The organism is Micromonospora eburnea, assembly GCF_900090225.1.
In the GTDB taxonomy this organism is placed as follows: Bacteria; Actinomycetota; Actinomycetes; order Mycobacteriales; family Micromonosporaceae; genus Micromonospora; species Micromonospora eburnea.
This window is the reverse complement of record NZ_FMHY01000002.1, coordinates 3,195,147-3,213,398: the sequence shown is the minus strand read 5'-3', so window position 1 is coordinate 3,213,398 and position 18,252 is coordinate 3,195,147. Positions and strand designations below refer to the sequence as shown.

General features: G+C 72.2%; 3 protein-coding genes. All 3 read right to left on the bottom strand.

The genetic code is table 11. From position 1 onward, the window contains the following. Positions 1-90 precede the first annotated feature (90 nt). The gene (locus tag GA0070604_RS14420) at positions 91-840 is read right to left on the bottom strand and encodes a thioesterase II family protein (protein WP_091118419.1); all 750 of its coding nucleotides are present in this window, start codon (positions 838-840) and stop codon (positions 91-93) included. Between the two features lie 285 nt (positions 841-1,125). Further along, positions 1,126-13,386 carry a type I polyketide synthase gene (locus GA0070604_RS14415; protein ID WP_091118418.1) on the bottom strand — a complete coding sequence of 4,087 codons (12,261 nt, stop codon included), beginning with the start codon at positions 13,384-13,386 and terminating at the stop codon, positions 1,126-1,128. Beyond that, positions 13,383-18,248, bottom strand: coding sequence for a type I polyketide synthase (locus tag GA0070604_RS33035; RefSeq protein WP_244161898.1), 4,866 nt, complete (start codon positions 18,246-18,248; stop codon positions 13,383-13,385). Before GA0070604_RS33035 ends, GA0070604_RS14415 begins: the two co-directional genes overlap by 4 nt. Positions 18,249-18,252: the final 4 nt, after the last annotated feature.

Below are 18,252 nucleotides of genomic sequence, written 5' to 3'. Positions count from 1 at the left end.
ATCGGTACGCGTGCCGCGCAGAAACGAGTCGCGGGTCGGCAACGGCGCGGACCGGCGGTGCCATGAGAGCCCCGAAAGCATCTCCCGTTGTCAGGCCAACACCTTCGTTATCTCGGCCAGCACTGCCGTGGACTGCTGGTCGAGATAGAAATGTCCCCCCGGGAACACGTGGAGCTCGAAATCGGCGTCGGTGTGATCACGCCAGGCCCGCACCTCGTCGATGGTGGCCTTGGGATCCGCGTCGCCCACCATCGCGTGGATCGGGCACGACAGCGGCGGGCCCGGTTGGCACCGGTAGGTTTCGATCGCTGTGTAGTCGTTCCGGATGGCCGGCAACGCCATGCGTACCAACTCGTCGTCGTCCATGACTCTCGCGTCGGTTCCGCTGAGCGATCTGACCTCGGCGAGCACGCCCGCGTCGTCCAGCAGGTGGACCCGCTCGTCGCGATCGGTGCTCGGCGCGCGCCGGCCGGAAACGAACAGTGCGGCCGGAACAACACCGGTGCGTTCGAGGCGCAGTGCCACCTCGAAGCCGAGGACGGCGCCCATGCTGTGGCCGAACAGCGCCAGGGGCCCATTACGGGCAACCTCGGCCAGCACTGCCGTCACCGCGTCGGCCAGCTCGTCGATGGTACGTATGAACGGCTCGGTGCGGCGGTCCTGCCGGCCCGGGTACTGCACGGCCAGCACCTCGATGTCCGCGGTAAGCGCACGGGACACAGGAAAGAAATAGCTGGCCGCACCGCCTGCGTGCGGGAGGCAGACCAGGCGAACACGCGCCTCCGGTCGCGGGTGGTAGCGGCGAACCCACAAATCGGTCGTACCCACGGTATTGAGCATGCGACTCACCCCATCGTCGAAATCAGCTGGAGCACATTGGAAATACGGTTACTTCCGATCCCGAATCACCTGCGAACGATTCGTCAAAGCGATAACGCGGGCAAGGCGCCACACCTCCCGTAGGCACTCCGCGACCATTGTGTATTTCCACTTTTCGTGGACGGACGTGAAGATTTCACGAGCGTCCCCTGTTCGTGGGGATTTTTGCCGCGCGCCCGCGATTCCCGCTCCCCCGGCAGCCGCAGACGCCGCGTGTTGATCTGCTGAGCAGCTGAGCCCATGCGATCACGACCGTTCCGGCCCGCGGTCGTCCGGAAACTCCCGGTCGATGAAGTCGAAGATCTCATCCGGCTTCGTGGGGTCCCAGTCATCGGTTGGTGGCTCGCCCGGTCCGGTCAGTCGCCGGAGAATGCTCTGCAACCGGTTGGCGATCGCGCCGTGGCCGTCTGCGGCCACGACGTCCGGCCCGGTGAGGGCGGCCTCGAACCGGTCCAGCTCCCGCAGCAGGCCGTCGAGGTCCGGACCGGTGTCATCTCCCATCAGCCGTTGCCGCAGTGCCCGTGCGAGTTCCCCGGGCGTCGGGTGGTCGAACACGAGCGTCGGCGGCAGTGGCACGGAGGTCGCCGCCCGCAACCGGTTTCGCAACTCGACCGCCGCGAGCGAGTCGAAGCCCAGCTGCTTGAACGACTCCTCCGGATCGATGGACTCCGGCGAGCTGTGTCCGAGCACCGCGGCCCCGTGAACCTGCACCAGCGTGAGCAGTTCCTGGTACTGGGCGGCTGCCGGAAGCCCACCGAGCCGGCTCGTGAGAGTGACCGCCGGCTCGTCCGACCGGCGCGCGCTCCGAGCGCGTACCAGCCCGCGCAGCAGGGCCGGCAGGTTCTCCGTCGACGACCTCACCCGCAGCGCGCGGACGTCCAGGTTCAGCGGCGCGAAAACCCCTGCGGTCACCCTGCCGACCGCGTCGTCGAACAGTTCGAGGCCACGCGAGGGTGCCAGCAGCCCGATGCCGCCGGCGTGCAGCCTGCGCACGTCCCGGTCGGTCATGCCGGCGGTCATGCCGGTCGACTGGTGCCACGGCCCCCATGCGAGGGAAACGCCGGCGAGGCCGCGTGCCCTGCGGTGCTCGGCGAGCGCGTCGAGGAACGCGTTCGCCGCGGCGTAGTTGCCCTGTCCGGCATTGCCGAGCAGCGCCGACGCGGACGAGAACAGAACGAACAGGTCCAGGTCCATGCCCGCCGTAAGCTCGTGCAGGTGCCAGGCCGCGTCAACCTTCGGCCTGAGCACGGCGGACACGCCGGCATCCGTCATCGTCTCGACAACCGCGTCGTTCAGGACCCCGGCCGCGTGCACCACGCCACCGAGGTGCAGACCGGTCAGCAGGTTGGCGAGCGCGTCGCGGTCCGAGACATCGCAGCGCACGGCCCGGACTCGCGCCCCCGACCAGGTCAGCTCCGCGACCAGCTGCCGGGCGCCGGGTGCTTCGGGGCCGCTTCTGCTGGCGAGCACGAGATCACGCACCCCGTGCTCGCTGACCAGGTGCCTGGCGATCATCCCGCCCAACGCACCGGTGCCGCCGGTGACGAGCACGGTGCCGCGCGGGCCGGCGGCCGGCGGCATCGTCAGCACGGCTTTGCCGACCAGCCGCGCCTGGCTGAGCGCGCGGAACGCGTCGGCGGCATCGCGCACGTCCCACGTGGTGACGGGAGGTGGAACCAGTGAGCCGCGTTCGAACAACGCCATCAGCTCGCCCAGCATCTGCCCGAGCCGTTCCCGACCGGCGTCGGCAAGGTCGAACGCCTGGTAGCGGACGCCGGGGTGGGCGGCGGCGACCTGGTGCGGGTCCCGGATGTCGGTCTTGCCCATCTCGAGGAAGCGGCCGCCCCTGGGCAGCAGCCGCAGCGAGGCGTCGACGAACTCACCCGCAAGTGAATCCAGGACGACGTCGACACCCGCGCCGCCGGTGGTCGCGAGGAAACGCTGTTCGAACTCCAGCGTCCGCGAGGACGCGATGTGATCGTCGGTCAGCCCGAGGCCGCGCACCGTGTCGTGCTTGCCGACGCTGGCGGTGCCGAACGTGCGGGCGCCCAGATGACGGGCCAGCTGTACCGCGGCCGTGCCGACGCCGCCGGCTGCGGCGTGCACCAGCAGGGACTCCCCCGACCGCAGGCCGGCCAGGTCCACCAGGCCGTAGTAGGCGGTCAGGAACGCGACGGGCACCGAAGCCGCCTGCGCGTAGGACCAGCCGGGGGGCATCCGCACCACGGTGCGGTGGTCGGCGACGGCAACGGGACCGAAGGCGCCGTCGAACATCCCCATAACCCGGTCACCGGGAGCGAGGTCGTCGACCCCCGGTCCGACGTCGAGCACCACACCGGCACCCTCCCCGCCGATCCGCGCGGGTCCGGGGTACATGTCAAGCGCGACGAGCACGTCCCGGAAGTTCACGCCGGCCGCACGCACCGCGATCCGCACCTGTCCCCGCGCGAGCGGCGCGAGCACCTCGGGGCAGCCGACCAGCCGTAGGCCCTCCAGCGCGCCGTTCCCGGCGGTGTCCAGGCGCCATGCCGGTGCACCGCTGGGCGGCGTCAGCGCGGGTGCCTCGGCTGGCGCCAGCCGGGGCACGTAGGCGCGTCCCCCGCGCACCGCGATCTCCGGCTCGTCGAGGCGGCATGCGGTCGTCATGACGCGGCGTGACTCGTCGTCGCCGTCGACGTCGAGCAGCAACAGCCGGCCGGGATGCTCGCTCTGGACCGCGCGCACCAGCCCTCGGACGGCCGCGCCCGGGAGGTCGACGACCTCCTCCTCCGGCGCCACGGCGACCGCGCCCCGGGTGACCATCACCAGCGTCGCCGTCGCGAACCGTTCGTCGGACAGCCACGCCCGCAGCAGGTCGAGCCGGCCGGTGACCGCGGCGTGCACGGACGAGGGCAGTTCCTCGCCCGGCAGCGGGGCGGCGTGGTCGACGAACGCCAGTTCCGGCACGAGATCACCCATGTCATCGGTGCCGGCGAGGCAGGCGCGCACATCCCAGGTCACCGGCCCCACCGGGGAGTCGGGCGGCAACGGCACCTCCGTCCAACGCACCTGGAACAGCTCGCCTCTCGCGCGGTGGTCGGCGCCCAATCGCTCCGCGTCCACGGGCCGAAGCACCAAGGTGCCCGCGGCGATCACCTGCGCGCCGGTGAGATCGGTGGCGGACACGGCGATCGAGTCCGCCCCGGCCGGAGTCAGCCGAACCCGCAACGCCGACGCGCCGGCCGAGGACACCGTCACGTCGTGCCACTCGAAGGGCAGCCTCGCGGATCGCGCCCCGGGGTCGTCGACGGTCAGGACGGAAGCGTGCAGGGCCGCGTCGAGCAGAGCCGGGTGCACCGAGTACCGAGCCGCCTCGGGGACCTGCGCGCTCGCCAACTCGACCTCGGCGAACACCTCCTGCCCGGACCGCCATGCGGCGCGCACCAGACGGAAGGCGTCGCCGTACACCAGGCCTGTGGCCGCGAGCTCGTCGTAGAGCGTGCTCGTGTCGACGGCGCTCGCCCCCGGCGGCGGCCAGCTCGCAACCTCCGGCGGTGCGAGTGGCGGGCTGGCCGTCACCGCGCCGCTCGCGACGCAGGTCCAGTCCCGTGCGCCGTCGGCTCGCGCGTGGACGGCCACCGATCGGCGTCCGCTCTCGTCCGCCTCGCCGAGGGTGACACCGAGCGCCACGCCGCCGTGTTCTGGCAGGACCAGCGGTGTACGCAGAGCGAGTTCCTCGATCCGGTCGCACCCGGCCTCGTCGCCGGCCCGCATGACCGCCTCCAGCAGGGCGGTGCCGGGCACCACCACGTGATCGTGGACCGAGTGGTCGAGCAGCCATGGCTGGGTACGCCGGGACAACCGGCCGGTGAGCAGGAACTCATCCGAGTCCGGAAGATCCGTGCTCGCGCCGAGCAGCGGGTGTCCGGCCGACCGCATGCCGAGCCCGTCCGCGTCAGACCGAGCGGCCGGTTCCGGCCAGTACCGCTGTCGCTGGAACGGGTAGGTGGGGAGGCTGACGGGCCTGGCGTCCCCGGGGAGGACGGTCAGCCAGTCCACCGCCGTTCCCGTCGTGTGCAAGGTGGCCAGGGCGGTGCGGAAAGCATCCGGCTCGGCCCGGTCGGCGCGTACGACCGGCACGAACACCAGGTCCGAACGGTCGAGGCAGTCCTGGGCCATGGCGGTCAGCACGCTGCCGAAGCCCACCTCGCAGAACCGGGTCACGCCCTGCCCGGCCATGGCGGCCACGCCGTCGCCGAACCGCACGGTCTGCCGGATGTGCCGAACCCAGTAGTCCGGGGTGAACGGCGTGTCCGCCGACAGCGGCGCGCCGGTGACCGTGGAGACGAACGGCGTGGCCGGTGGCGCGGCCGTGACCGTCTCGGCGATCCGCTCGAACTCGGGCAGCACTGCGTCCATCAGCGCCGAGTGGAAGGCATGGCTGACGCGCAACCTCTTCGTCTTGCGGCCGAGTGCCGAGAAGTGGCCGGCGGCGGCGACGACGGCGTCGCGATCACCCGCCAGAACGACCGACGACGGCCCGTTCACCGCGGCGATGTCCAGCGGCAGGCCCAGTTCGGCGAGCACGTACCGGACATCGGCCTCGCCGGCCGAGACGGACAGCATGGCGCCGCTCACCGGCAGGGCCTGCATCAGTCGTCCCCGGGCGGCGACCAGGGAGCAGGCTTGCGGCAGCGTGAGCGCGCCGGCAGCGTACGCGGCGGCGAACTCGCCGATCGAGTGCCCAAGGAGGACGTCGGGTCGCACGCCATGGGACTCCAGGAGGTGGAACAGGGCGACCTGCGTGGCGAAGATCGCTGGCTGCGCGAACTCCGTCCGGTCGATCAGTCCCGCTTCCGGCGACTCCGGGTCGGCGTACAGCACGTGCGTCAGCGGGCGGTCGAGGTGGTTGTCCAGCTCGGCGCAGACCGCGTCCAGGGCTTCCGCGTACCCGGGGAACTCCCCGTGGAGGGCTCGGCCCATGCCGGGCCGCTGTGTGCCCTGGCCGGAGAACATCATGCCGAGGCCGCCTGGCACGGCCTTGCCTGTCACGACGTTCGCCGCCGCCGCACCCTGGGCGACGGTGTCCAGGCCCCGTATCAGCTCCTCTCGGTTCCTCGCCGTGATCACCGCCCTGCTGTCGAGCAGCGCGCGCGACGTAACCAGGGCGGTGGCGACGTCCGCCGGTGCAAGCGCCTCGTCGGCCTCGACGTGGTCCCGTAGGCGCAGCGCCTGGTCACGCAGTGCCCTGGCGTTCTTCGCCGACATGGGCACGGGCACGACGCCGGTGCTTGCGGTCGTTTTCTCGACGGGCAGGTCGGCAGCGACCGCCGGCGCCTGTTCGAGGATGAGGTGTGCGTTGGTGCCGCTGATCCCGAACGAGGACACGGCGGCCCGCCGGGGCCGGCCGCTCTCCGGCCACTCCTGTTGCTCGGTCAGCAACCGCACCGCACCGGTCGACCAGTCCACGTGCGGGCTCGGCTCGTCCACGTGCAGGGTCCTGGGCAGGCGACCGTGCTGGAGCGCCAGCACCATCTTGATCACACCAGCCACACCGGCGGCCGCCTGGGTGTGCCCGATGTTGGACTTCACCGACCCCAACCACAACGGGCGATCCGGATCCCGCTGGCCATACGTCGCCAGCAACGCCTGTGCCTCGATCGGATCACCCAGCGTGGTACCCGTGCCGTGTGCCTCGACGGCGTCCACATCAGACACGGTGAGACGGGCGTTGGCCAGCGCCGCACGAATAACCCGCTGCTGGGACGGACCGTTCGGCGCGGTCAAACCATTCGAGGCGCCATCCTGGTTGACGGCGGAACCACGCAGCACGGCCAGCACGCGGTGACCGTTGCGCCGCGCGTCGGAGAGCCGCTCCAACAACACGACCCCGACACCCTCGCCCCAAGCGGTCCCGTCCGCCGCGGCCGCGAACGACTTGCACCGACCGTCCGCCGCGAGGCCGCGCTGCCGGGAGAACTCGACGAACGCGGTTGGCGTGGACATGACCGTGACCCCGCCGGCCAACGCCAGCGAGCACTCACCGCCCCGCAACGACTGCGCCGCCAGGTGCAACGCCACCAACGACGAGGAACACGCCGTGTCCACCGTCACCGCCGGCCCCTCGAAACCGAACGTGTAAGCGATCCGGCCCGACATGACACTGCCGGCGTTGCCCGTCAGCTGGTAGCCGTTGTCCGCATCCCGCGACGCCCCGCCGAGATCCCGATAGTCCTGGCCGTTGCTGCCGATGAACACGCCGGTCCTACTGCCCCGCAACGAGACCGGGTCGATCCCCGCCCGCTCCACCACCTCCCACGACGCCTCCAACAGCAACCGTTGCTGCGGATCCATCGCCACCGCCTCACGCGGCGACACGCCGAACAACCCGGCGTCGAAGTCGGCGGCGTCGTGCAGGAAGCCGCCCGTGCGGACGTAGCTTTTTCCGGATGTGGCCATCTCGGGGTCGAAAAGCGCTTCGACGTCCCAGCCGCGGTCCGCGGGGAACTCGGTGATCGCGTCCGCGGCCGACGACACCAGGTCCCACAGTTGTTCCGGGGAGGCGACCCCACCGGGGTACCGGCACGCCATGTCGACGATGACGATCTGGTCGTCCGGGTCCAGCGGTGTCCCGGTCGTGGGCGTCGACTCGACCAGGTCGGCTCCGTCGAGTTCGGCGCAGATGTACGCGGCCAGCAGCTCCGGCGTGGGGTGGTCGAAGATCACTGGACCGCCGAGGCGCAGACCGGATGCCGCGGCGAGCCGGTCACGCAGCTCGACCGCCATCAGCGAGTCGAAACCGAGCTCGCTGAACGTCCTGCTCGTCACCACGGCGGCGTCGTCGGTGTGGCCGAGCACCTCCGCCACGTGGGTACGCACGAGTGCGGCCACGGCGGTTTCGCGAGCACGCCGGGGCAGTCCGGTGAGCCGCTGGGCCCCCGGAGCCGCATCGGTGCGCGAGTCGCCTACTCCGGGGATCTCGGCCAGCAGTGGACTGGGCCGCACGGCGGTGAAGGTCCGGACGAACCGCTCCCAGTCCACGTCGGCCACGGTCAGCGTCGGTTCGCCCTCTCCAACGGCTCGCGCCATCGCCGCGACGGCCATCTCCGGCGCCATGAACCCCAGCCCGCGACGGGCTAGTTGCTCACCGGTGGTTCCGCGCGCCATGCCGTCACCACCCCACGTCCCCCACGCCACCGAAGTGGCGGCGAGGCCACGCATGTTGCGCTGCTCGGCCAAGGCGTCGAGGTAGGCGTTGCCGGCGGCGTACGCCCCGTTGGCCGCGCTCCCCCAGGTCGCGGCGACCGAGGAGAACAGCACGAACGCGTCGAGCTCGTGGCCGGCCAGCAGGTCGGCGAGATGCGCCGCACCGGCGGCCTTGGCGGTGAGCGCGGCCGCGAACTCCGTCGCCGTCACCGCGGCGAGGTCCGTGAACTGGCTGACCCCGGCCGTGTGGACGACGGCTGTGAGCGGTATGTCCGACGGCACCGAGGCGAGCAGTGCGGCCACCGAGGCCCGGTCGGCCATGTCGCAGCACGTCACCGTCACGCCGGCGCCCCGAGCCTCCAGACCGGCCACGAACTCCTCGGCGCCGGGCGCCGCCAGCCCGCTCCGACTGGCCAGCACGAGGTGTTGCGCCCCGTTGGCGGCGGCCCACCGGGCGACGTGGCCACCGAGGGCGCCGGTGCCGCCGGTGATCAGCACGGTGCCACGGGGGCGCCAAACATTGCTCCGGTCGCCGGCCGGTGCGGGACGCAGGCGTCGTGCCCACACTCCCGAATCGCGGACGGCGAGCTGGTCCTCGTCGCCACCGAGGGCGAGCACACCGGTGAACAGGTCGATCGCCCGGTCACCCGGGTCGGGCGGGAGGTCGATGAGGCCGCCCCAGCGGCGCGGGTGCTCCAGCGCCACGACCCGGCCGAGACCCCACGCCTGCGCCTGGGACGGGCTGATCACCGCGTCGGTGTCGTCGACACGTACGGCGCCGGTCGTCACCCACCACAGCGGTGCGTCGACCCCCGCGTCACCGAGCGCCTGCACCAGAACCACGCTGTGCCACAGTCCCTCGGTCAGTGCGGGCGAGCCGGCGGTCGGGTGCTCGTCGAGCGGCAGGAAAGACAGCGTCCCGGCGAACGGCGGTCGGCCGGCCGCGACCCGGTTGATCTGCTCGGCGAGCACCGCCCGCGCCGTACCCGGGCGGACCTCCAGCCACACGAGTTCGCCGCGGCGCTGCTCCACCGTGCCGGCGCACCGGTCTGCCAGCCCCCGCGCCTCGTCGTGCCCGGACGGCACCACGACCAGCCAGGTGCCGGGCAGCTCCGCCACGGCCGGCGCCGCCGTCGCCCGCCAGGCCGTCCGGTACCGCCAGGCATCCACAGCGGACGCTTCGGCGCGGTCGCGGCGCCACCTGGACAGGGCCGGCAGAATCGAGGACAACGGCTGCTCGGTGTCGACCCGCAGTTCTCGGGCCAGCGCATCGAGATCGGCCCGGTCGACCATGGCCCAGAACGCCGAATCGGGTGGGGGCGCGGCGTCGTCACCGGCCGACGGCCGGGTCCGCAGCCAGAACTCCTTGCGCTGGAACGGATACGTCGGCAGGTCCAGCAGCGTGGGCGTCCCACCGATGGCCGCCGGCCAGTCGACACGCGCGCCCCTGGCCCACACCCGGGCCACGGCGGTGACCACGGCCTCCGGCTCCGCGAGATCCCGGGGACTCGCCGGCACGAACGCGACCTGGTCGCGCTCCTCGTCGCCAAGGCAGTCCCCGGCCAGGCCGGACAGCACGCCTCCCGGGCCGAGCTCCAGGGCGGTACGCACACCGGCCGCGTACAGCGCGCGCACGCCGTCGTGGAACCGGACGGTGTCCCGGACGTGGCGCACCCAGTAGCCCGGATCACCAAGCTCTGCGTCGGTCGCCACACCACCGGTCAGGTTCGACACGACGCGGATCGCGGCGGGGTGATAAGCCAGATCACCGGCGACGGCGGCGAACTCGGCGAGCATCGGCTCCATCAACGGGGAGTGGAACGCGTGGCTCACCCGCAACCGCTTCGTCTCCCGCCCCGCCGCCCGCCACCTGTCCGCGACCTCGGCCACCGCCTTCGCGACGCCGGAGACCACCACGGCACCGGGCCCGTTCACCGCGGCGATCGCGACCTCGGACTCGAGCCCGGTCAGCGACGCACGCACCGCGTTCTCGGAGGCGGCGATCGCGGTCATCGCACCGCCGTCGGGCAGGGCCTGCATCAGCCGGCCGCGGGCGGACACCAGGCGGGCGCTGTCGGCGAGGGACAGCACGCCCGCGACATGGGCGGCGGCCAGCTCCCCGATGGAGTGCCCGCCGACGTAGTCGGGTCGCACGCCCCAGTACTCGACCAGCCGGAACAGCGCGACCTCGACCGCGAAGAGGCTCGCCTGCGTGAACTCGGTGCGGTGCAGCAGATCCGCCTCGGCCGTGCCCGGCTCGGCCAGCAGCACGTCCCGCAGCGGTAGATCCAGGTGCGGCTCCACTGCGGCGCACACGGCATCCAGTTCACGGGCGAACACGGGCGAGGCGCGGTACAGCTCGCCGCCCATACCCACTCGCTGCGCCCCCTGTCCGGGGAACAGGATGGCGAGCTTGCCGTCGACTCGCTCGTCCACGAGCACGCCGAGCGGGTTCCTGCCGTCCGCGAGGGCGCCGAGTCGGTCCATGATCACGGCCGTCCGCCCGCCGAGCACCGCCGCCCGGCACGGCAACGCGGCGCGGGTGGCCATGGTGTGTGCGATGTCGGCCGGCCGTAACCCCTCGTCGCCGGCCAGGTACGCCCGCAGCCGCCTGGCCTGTTCCCGGACCGCGTCCCTCGTCCGGCCGGACAGCAACACCGGCACCACCTCGTCGGACGGGTGGCCGACGTCCTGGCCGGCGTCCGACGGCGCCTGTTCGAGAATCACGTGTCCGTTGGTGCCGCTCATGCCGAACGAGGACACGCCCGCACGCCGTGGCCGGCCGGTGTCCGGCCACGGCCGGCGCTCGGTCAGCAGCCGGACCTCGCCGGAACTCCAGTCCACATGAGGCGAAGGGGCGTCCACGTGCAGGGTTTCGGGCAGTTCGCCGTGCTGGAGCGCGAGCACCATCTTGATCACGCCGAGTACGCCGGCCGCCGCCTGGGTGTGACCGATGTTCGACTTCAGCGAGCCGATCCACAGCGGCTGGTCCCGGCCCTGGCCGTAGGTCGCGAGCAGTGCACCGGCCTCGATCGGGTCGCCGAGCTTCGTGCCGGTGCCGTGCGCCTCCACGGCGTCGACCTCGCCGGCCGACAGACCGGCACGCGCCAGCGCCGCGCGGATCAGGCTCTGCTGGGCCTGCCCGTTCGGCGCGGACAGCCCGTTGGACGCCCCGTCCTGGTTGGTCGCGCTGCCCCTGATCACGGCGAGCACGGGATGGCGGTTGCGCTGGGCGTCCGACAGCCGTTCCACGAGCAGGACGCCGGCACCCTCGGCCCAGGAGACACCGTCCGCGGCGGCGGCGAACGCCTTGCACCGGCCGTCCGGCGCCAGCAGGCGCTGCCGGCTGAACTCGATGAACATCCCGGGCGTGGCCAGCACGTTCACCCCGCCGACCAGGGCGAGGGAGCACTCGCCGGCACGTAGTGCCTGGCTGGCGAGGTGGAGGGCGACGAGGGAGGACGAGCACGCCGTGTCCACCGTCACCGCGGGCCCCACCAGGCCGAACGTGTACGCCACCCGGCCCGACGCCACGCTCGCGCCGCCGCCGGTGAACACGTGTCCCTCCAGCTCGGCGGGCGCCGCGTCCAGCCTCGGCGCGTACTGCTGGTCCACGAGACCGACGAAGACGCCGACATCGCGGCCCTTCAGCGCGGCCGGGTCCATCCCGGCGCGTTCGAACACCTCCCACGAGGTCTCGAGCAGCAGGCGTTGCTGCGGGTCCATCGCCATGGCCTCGCGCGGGCTGATGCCGAACAGGTCCGCGTCGAACTCGCCGGCGTCGTACAGGAAGCCACCGCCGCGGCTGTAGGTGTGCCCCGGCCGGTCCGGGTCCGGGTCGTAGATCTCGTCGAGCGGCCAGCCGCGGTTGATCGGGAAGCCGCCGATCGCGTCGGTCCCGGTGAGCATCAGCCGCCACAGGTCCGTCGGGGTGCGGACACCACCGGGGGCCCGACAGCTCATCGCGACGATCGCGATCGGCTCGTCGTCGGCTCGGGCGGTGGTGTGCGCCGGGACACCGCGTTCCACCCCGAACAGCTCGGCGTACAGGCGGTCGGCGAGCGCGGTCGGCGTCGGGTGGTCGAAAACGACGGTGACCGGCAGCCGCACACCCGTCTCCGCGACCACGGCGTCGCGTATCTCCACCGCGGTGACGGAGTTGACGCCGAGTTCGAGGAAGGTCTTGGTCGCATCGCCCCGGTCGAACGTCGCGTGGCCGAGCGGACCTGCGACCGCATCGCGTACCAGCTCGACCAGCGCCTCCCGCCGAGCCTGCTCAGGCAGTGCCGCCAGCCGGGCAGGCAGCCGCTGGGCCGGGTCAACGCCGTACGCGGCACCGGTCCGCACGGCCGAGAGCGCACGGACGAGCTGTTCCTCGCCGCCCTTGTCGCGCTGGAGGGAGCCCACGACGACGGCGTCGACGCCCAGCGCGTCGACCGTCTCCTGCACCGCCATCGTCAGCACCGGATGCGGGCTGACCTCGATGAACGTGTCGATGCCGTGGTCGAGCACCGCGCGGGTGGCGGCCTCGAAGTTCACCTCGTGCCGCATGTTGCGGACCCAGTAGGCCGCCGTCATCGTGCTCGTGTCCACCAGGCCGCCGGTGCACGCGGCGAAGAACGGGGTCCGCGAGGCGGTCGGGGCGATCGGCGCCAGCACCCGCAGCAGATGGTCGGCGATCTCGTCGGCCTTCGGGGAATGGGCAGGCCAGCCGATCTGGATCTTCTGGGCCCGCACGCCCGCCGCGGTGAGCCCCGCGAGCAACTGGTCGAGGGCGGCGGTCTCACCGGACACGATGGTCGAGGCCGGCCCGTTGACGCCGGCGAGTGTGAGCCGGTCGCCGAACTCCCCGAGCCGATCGCGCACACGGTCGGGCGGCAGCGAGACCGCGGCCATCCCCCCGCTTCCGACGAGCGGGAGCTGCGCGATGCTCCACAGCGCGACGATGCGGGCGCCGTCGGCGAGCGAGAGTCCGCCCGCGATGCACGCCGCCGCGATCTCGCCGTTGCTGTGGCCCACGACGGCGTCGGGTACCACGCCGTGCGACCTCCACACCTCGGCGACCCCGACCGACATCGCGAACAGGGCCGGTTGGGCGACGTCCATCCGGGTCAGCGACGGAGCTCCTGCCCGGTCGCGCAGCACGTCCGACACCGACCAGTCGAGGTACGGGGCGAAGGCCTGTTCGCAGAGCTCGATCTGGGCACGGAACACCTCCGACGAGTGGAGGAGCGCGGCGCCCATGCCCGCCCACTGCGGGCCCAGTCCCGGGCAGACGAAAGCCACCCGGCCGCGGCCCGCGAGGTTCTCGGCTGTGCTCACCGGTCGCCTCCGACTCCCTGCTTGGCGGTCCACTCCCGGACGACCTCTGCCGTGGCGCCGACGTGGTCGGTCAGAATCGTGATGTGGTCACCGGGCACGTCCGCGATGCTGTGCGGCATCGGCCAGGACGCCCGCCAGTCCGCGCCGCCCGGGTCGCCACCCACGGCCTCCGACGCCCGGACCAGCAGGGTCGGGGCCGACAGCGGGTGGGCCGACCACTGGTCGAGCAGAGAGAAGTAGCCGGCCATCGCGGTCAGTCGAACACCGGTCATCGGCCCGACCCTCCCCTCGGCCTCAAGGGTCGCGCGCAGCATCACCGGCTCGATGTATGTGGTCGCGGCCGGGCCCGGTGGGTAGGTGTCGAGCAGCACCAGGCTCTGCACCACCACACCGAGCTCCTCGAGCCGGGCCGCCACCAGGGACGTCAGGAACCCTCCGGAGGACCGGCCGACGAGCGAGCACGGCGTGTCGACCACCAGTTCCCGCATGGCGTCGACGAGGAAATCGATCAGCACACCGATGTCGGCCGGCAGCCGCTCGCCCGAGGCGAACCCGGGATAGACAGGTGACCACACGTCACGCACCCCTGCGAGCCGCGCGGCCAGTTCGGTGTACTCGTGCACCCCGCCGTAGACCGTCGGGGACGGGAAGCAGATCAGCGGTGGTTGCTCGGTGCCGGCGCAGAGCCGGACGAGCTCGGGCTCTCGGCCTGCTTCTGACTTCGTGGCGAACCTCGGTCGGATCCGTGCCGCCTGCGTCAGCAGTGCCGTCCCCTCGGCGTGCTGGTCCAGCTCACACGCCCTGCGGAACATCGCCGCGAGCGTGTAGTCCGGGTCGGCGCCAACGGAGGCGGCCGGCTGCGCGGGGTCGTCTGCCGCGTTCAGTCTGGCGGACAGGTCCCCGGCGAGCCCGGCGAGCGTCGGGTGGTCGAAGACGACAGTCGCGGGCAGCCGCAGCTCGGTCGCGGCGACCAGCTGGTTGCGCAGCTCGACCGCCATCAACGAGTCGAACCCGAGCTCCCCGAACACGTCGACGTCCGCGATGCGGTCGGGCCCCCGGTGGCCCAACACGCGTGCCGCCTCGGTCCTGATCAGGGTGAGCAACTCGGCCCGCCGGTCCTCATCGGGCAGTTCGGCGAGCCTGTCCCGCAGCCCCGGGTTCTGCCGCGACGCCGCCTTCGGCACGCGGCGCGCGGGGAGCAGGCCACGCATCAGCGGCGGCACGTCATCGGGCGGCAACGCGGCCGGCTCGAACCGGATCGGCAGGAGCACCGGCCGGTCGACGAGCTGCGCGAGGTCGAACTGGGCTAGTCCCTGCTCTCGCGACATGCCCGCGGTGCCGGTGTCCTGCAGCCGTACCGCCATCCCCTCGACGCCGTACCACTCGCCCCAGGCGAGCGAAAGCCCCGGTAGGCCACGTGCCCTACGGTGGGTGGCGAGGGCGTCCAGGAATGCGTTCGCGGCGGCATAGTTGGCGTGGCCGGGCGCGCCGAGCTTGCCCGCGGCCGAGGAGAACAGCACGAACATCGACAGGTCGAGCCGCTCGGTCAGCTGGTGGAGGTGCCACGCCGCATCCACCTTGGGACGTAGCACCCCGTCGACTCGTGCCGGCGACATGGCCGCGACGCCGCCGCCGTCCAGTACCCCGGCGACGTGCACGACGCCGGTGATCGGTCTCTCGGCCGCGTCCAGCACCGCGCGCAGGGCGTCCCGGTCGGCCACGTCACAGGCCACCGTCGTCACCCGCACACCCAGGTCTGTGAGGTCCGCTTCCAACTGGGCCGCGCCGGGCGCGTCCGGTCCCCGGCGGCTGAGCAGCAGCAGGTCGCGAATCCCGTGCTCGGTCGCCAGGTGCCGGCAGAGCACGTTGCCGAGGGCGCCGGCCGCGCCGGTGACGAGTACCGTGCCCGACTGTTGTGGCATCGTGGGAGCAGCCGGTGCGGGCGCCGTGACGCGGGTCAGCCGTGGGAGCAGGAGTCGTCCCGCACGCACCGCGACCTGCGGCTCCCCGAGGGCGACCGCGGTGGCGACGGCCTGCTGCACAGCGGCCGCGGCGTCGAGGTCATCGACGTCGACGAGCACGACGCGATCGGGATGTTCGGCCTGAGCCGACCGCACCAGGCCGCACAACGCGGCACCCGGCAGGTTGGTCACGTCCTCGTCCAGCGAGGTCGCGACGGCTCCCCTGGTGAGCACCACCAGCCGGGCCGTGGCCGGCACGTCCGCGGTCACCCAGTTCGTGAGAGCGTCGAGCACGCTGCCGAGCGCCGATCGAACCATGCCGGGGACGTCGTCCTGTGCGTTGGTCTCGACGACCGGCACGACGGCATGCGCGGCCGCGCCGCCTCGAACGGCAGCGGCCGGGTCGGAGTGCTCGACGAGCCAGCGGTCGTGGTCTGGCAACCGGGACTCGCCGGCGGCCGCGAGTGCCCACGGCGCCGGCCGCACCGGTGAGGTCTGCTCTGGCGCCGCGACCCAGCCCAGCTCGTACAGGAATGCTCGTTTGGTGGGTGCCCGCAGCGCGAGGGTGCCCACCGAGGCGACGGCTCGGCCTGTCTCGTCGGCCATCGTCATGGTCACGATGTCCCGTTCCGTGGCGCTGAGCCGGACTCGCAGTGTGGACGCTCCGCTCGCGTGCAGGGACACGTCATGCCACGCGAAGGGGACACCAGCGACGGTGTATTCGAACAGGTCCATGGCGAGCACGTGCAGCGCGGCGTCGAACAGCGCGGGGTGCAGGCAGAACCCGCCGGCGTCGTCGTGGGCGTCCGCTGGCAGGCCGACCTCGACGAACACCTCGCCCTCGCGTCGCCACACCGCGCGGACGCCGAGGAAGGCCGCGTCGTAGTCGAACCCGTCCTCCGCGGTACGTTCGTAGAGCTCGTCGACCGCTATCTCTTCCGCGCCCGCTGGCGGCCACTGCGTCAGATCTGTTGTGCCGGTGGCAGTCCCGGGTTCGAGGGTGCCGGTGGCATGCCGGTGCCAGCCGTCGGTGGCGCCCTCGGCCCGGGAAAAGATCCGCACCGGCCTGCGCCCGTCGTCGTCGGCCGCGCCGACGATCACCTGCACCGCCACCCCGCCCTTCGGTGGCAGAACCAGCGGCGACTCCAGGCTCAGGCCGCCGATCCGGTGGCACCCGACGTCCAGGCCGGCCCGCAAGGCCAACTCCACGAATCCAGTGCTGGGGAACATCGCGGTGCCGTCGTAGGCGTGGCCACGCAACCACGGATGTGTTTCCAGCGAGAGCCTGCCGGTGTAGAGGAACCCGCCGGTGTCGGGTTGCTCGACGCCGGCACCGAGCAGTGGGTGGGCGGCGGCGCTCATTCCGACGCCGTGCAGGTCTGCCGGGCGGATCGTCCCGTCGGGCCGCATCCAGTACCGTTCGCGTTGGAACGGGTACGTCGGCAGGTCCACCCGCCTCGACGCGCCCTCTCCGTAGACGGCGGCCCAATCCACGGGCGTGCCGGCGGCGTGCAACCGCGCCATCGCCGACAGCGCCGTAGCCGCCTCCGGCTCACCGCTACGCAACAACGGCGCCGCGACCACGGGACGCTCGGACCCCGCACACACCTCCGCGACCATCGACACCAACACGCCGTCGGGCCCCAGCTCAACGAACCGGTCAACACCCCGGGCGACCAGCGTGCCCACCGCATCGGCGAACCGCACCGGCTCACGTACGTTCCGCACCCAGTGGCCCGGATCGACCAGCTCGCTCCCGGCGGTCGAGCCCGTTACCGTCGACACCACCGGAATCACCGCGGGACCGAACGACAGCTCCTCGACGACGCCATGGAACTCGTCGAGCAGCCCGTCCATACGCGCGGAGTGGAACGCGTGCCGCACGCGCAGCCGGGTACTCTTGCGGCCCGCGAAGCCGGCCACGAGCGCCGAAACGGCATCCTCGTCTCCGGACAGCACAACGGAGTTCGGCGCGTTCACCGCCGCGAGCGACACGCCTTCGGTCAGCAGCGGCGTGACCTCGTCCTCGGTGGCCCGCAACGACACCATGACGCCGCCGGGCGGCAGCGCCTGCATCAACCGTCCCCGGGCCGCGACCAACCGCACGGCATCCGGCAGGGACAGCGCACCCGACACGCAGGCGGCCACCACCTCACCCACGGAATGGCCCACCACGAAGTCGGGAACGACACCCCAGGAACCCATCAACTGGAACAACGCGACGCCCAGCGCCAGCGCACCAGCCTGCGCGTAGTCGGTGCGCTCGGTCAGCTTTCCCAAGGACGAGCCCGGCGCGGCGAGCACGACCTCGGCCAGCGACTCGTCGAGCCACTGGTCGAACAACCCGCACACCTCGTCGAACGCCGCCGCGAACACGGGAAAACGGCTGTGCAGCTCCGCTCCGGCACCGCTGATCCGCGCCCCCTGGCCGGGAAAGACACAGGCCAACATTCCATCCGACGCCACCGACTCGATCAGCCCGGCGGGTCGCCCACCCGCGGCGAACTCGGCCAGGCCCGACAGTGCGGCGTCGCGACCGTCGACTGTCAGTGCCGCGCGGTGCGAGAAGTGGGTCCTCGTCGTCGCCAACGAGAACGCGACGCCGCCCAGGTCGAACTCGGGCTGCGCCACCAGATGTGCGTGCAGCCGCTGCGTCTGGGCCCGCAGAGCGGAGGCGGACTTGGCGGACAGCAGAAGCGGAACGGGCGGACACGCGACGGTCTCCGGATTCGTCACCGGTTCACCTGCCGCTTCGAGGATGAGGTGTGCGTTGGTGCCGCTGATCCCGAACGAGGACACCCCGGCCCGTCGGGGGCGGCCGTTCTCGGGCCAGTCCTGCTCCTCGGTCAGCAACCGCACCGCGCCAGCCGACCAGTCCACGTGCGGCGTCGGCTCATCCACATGC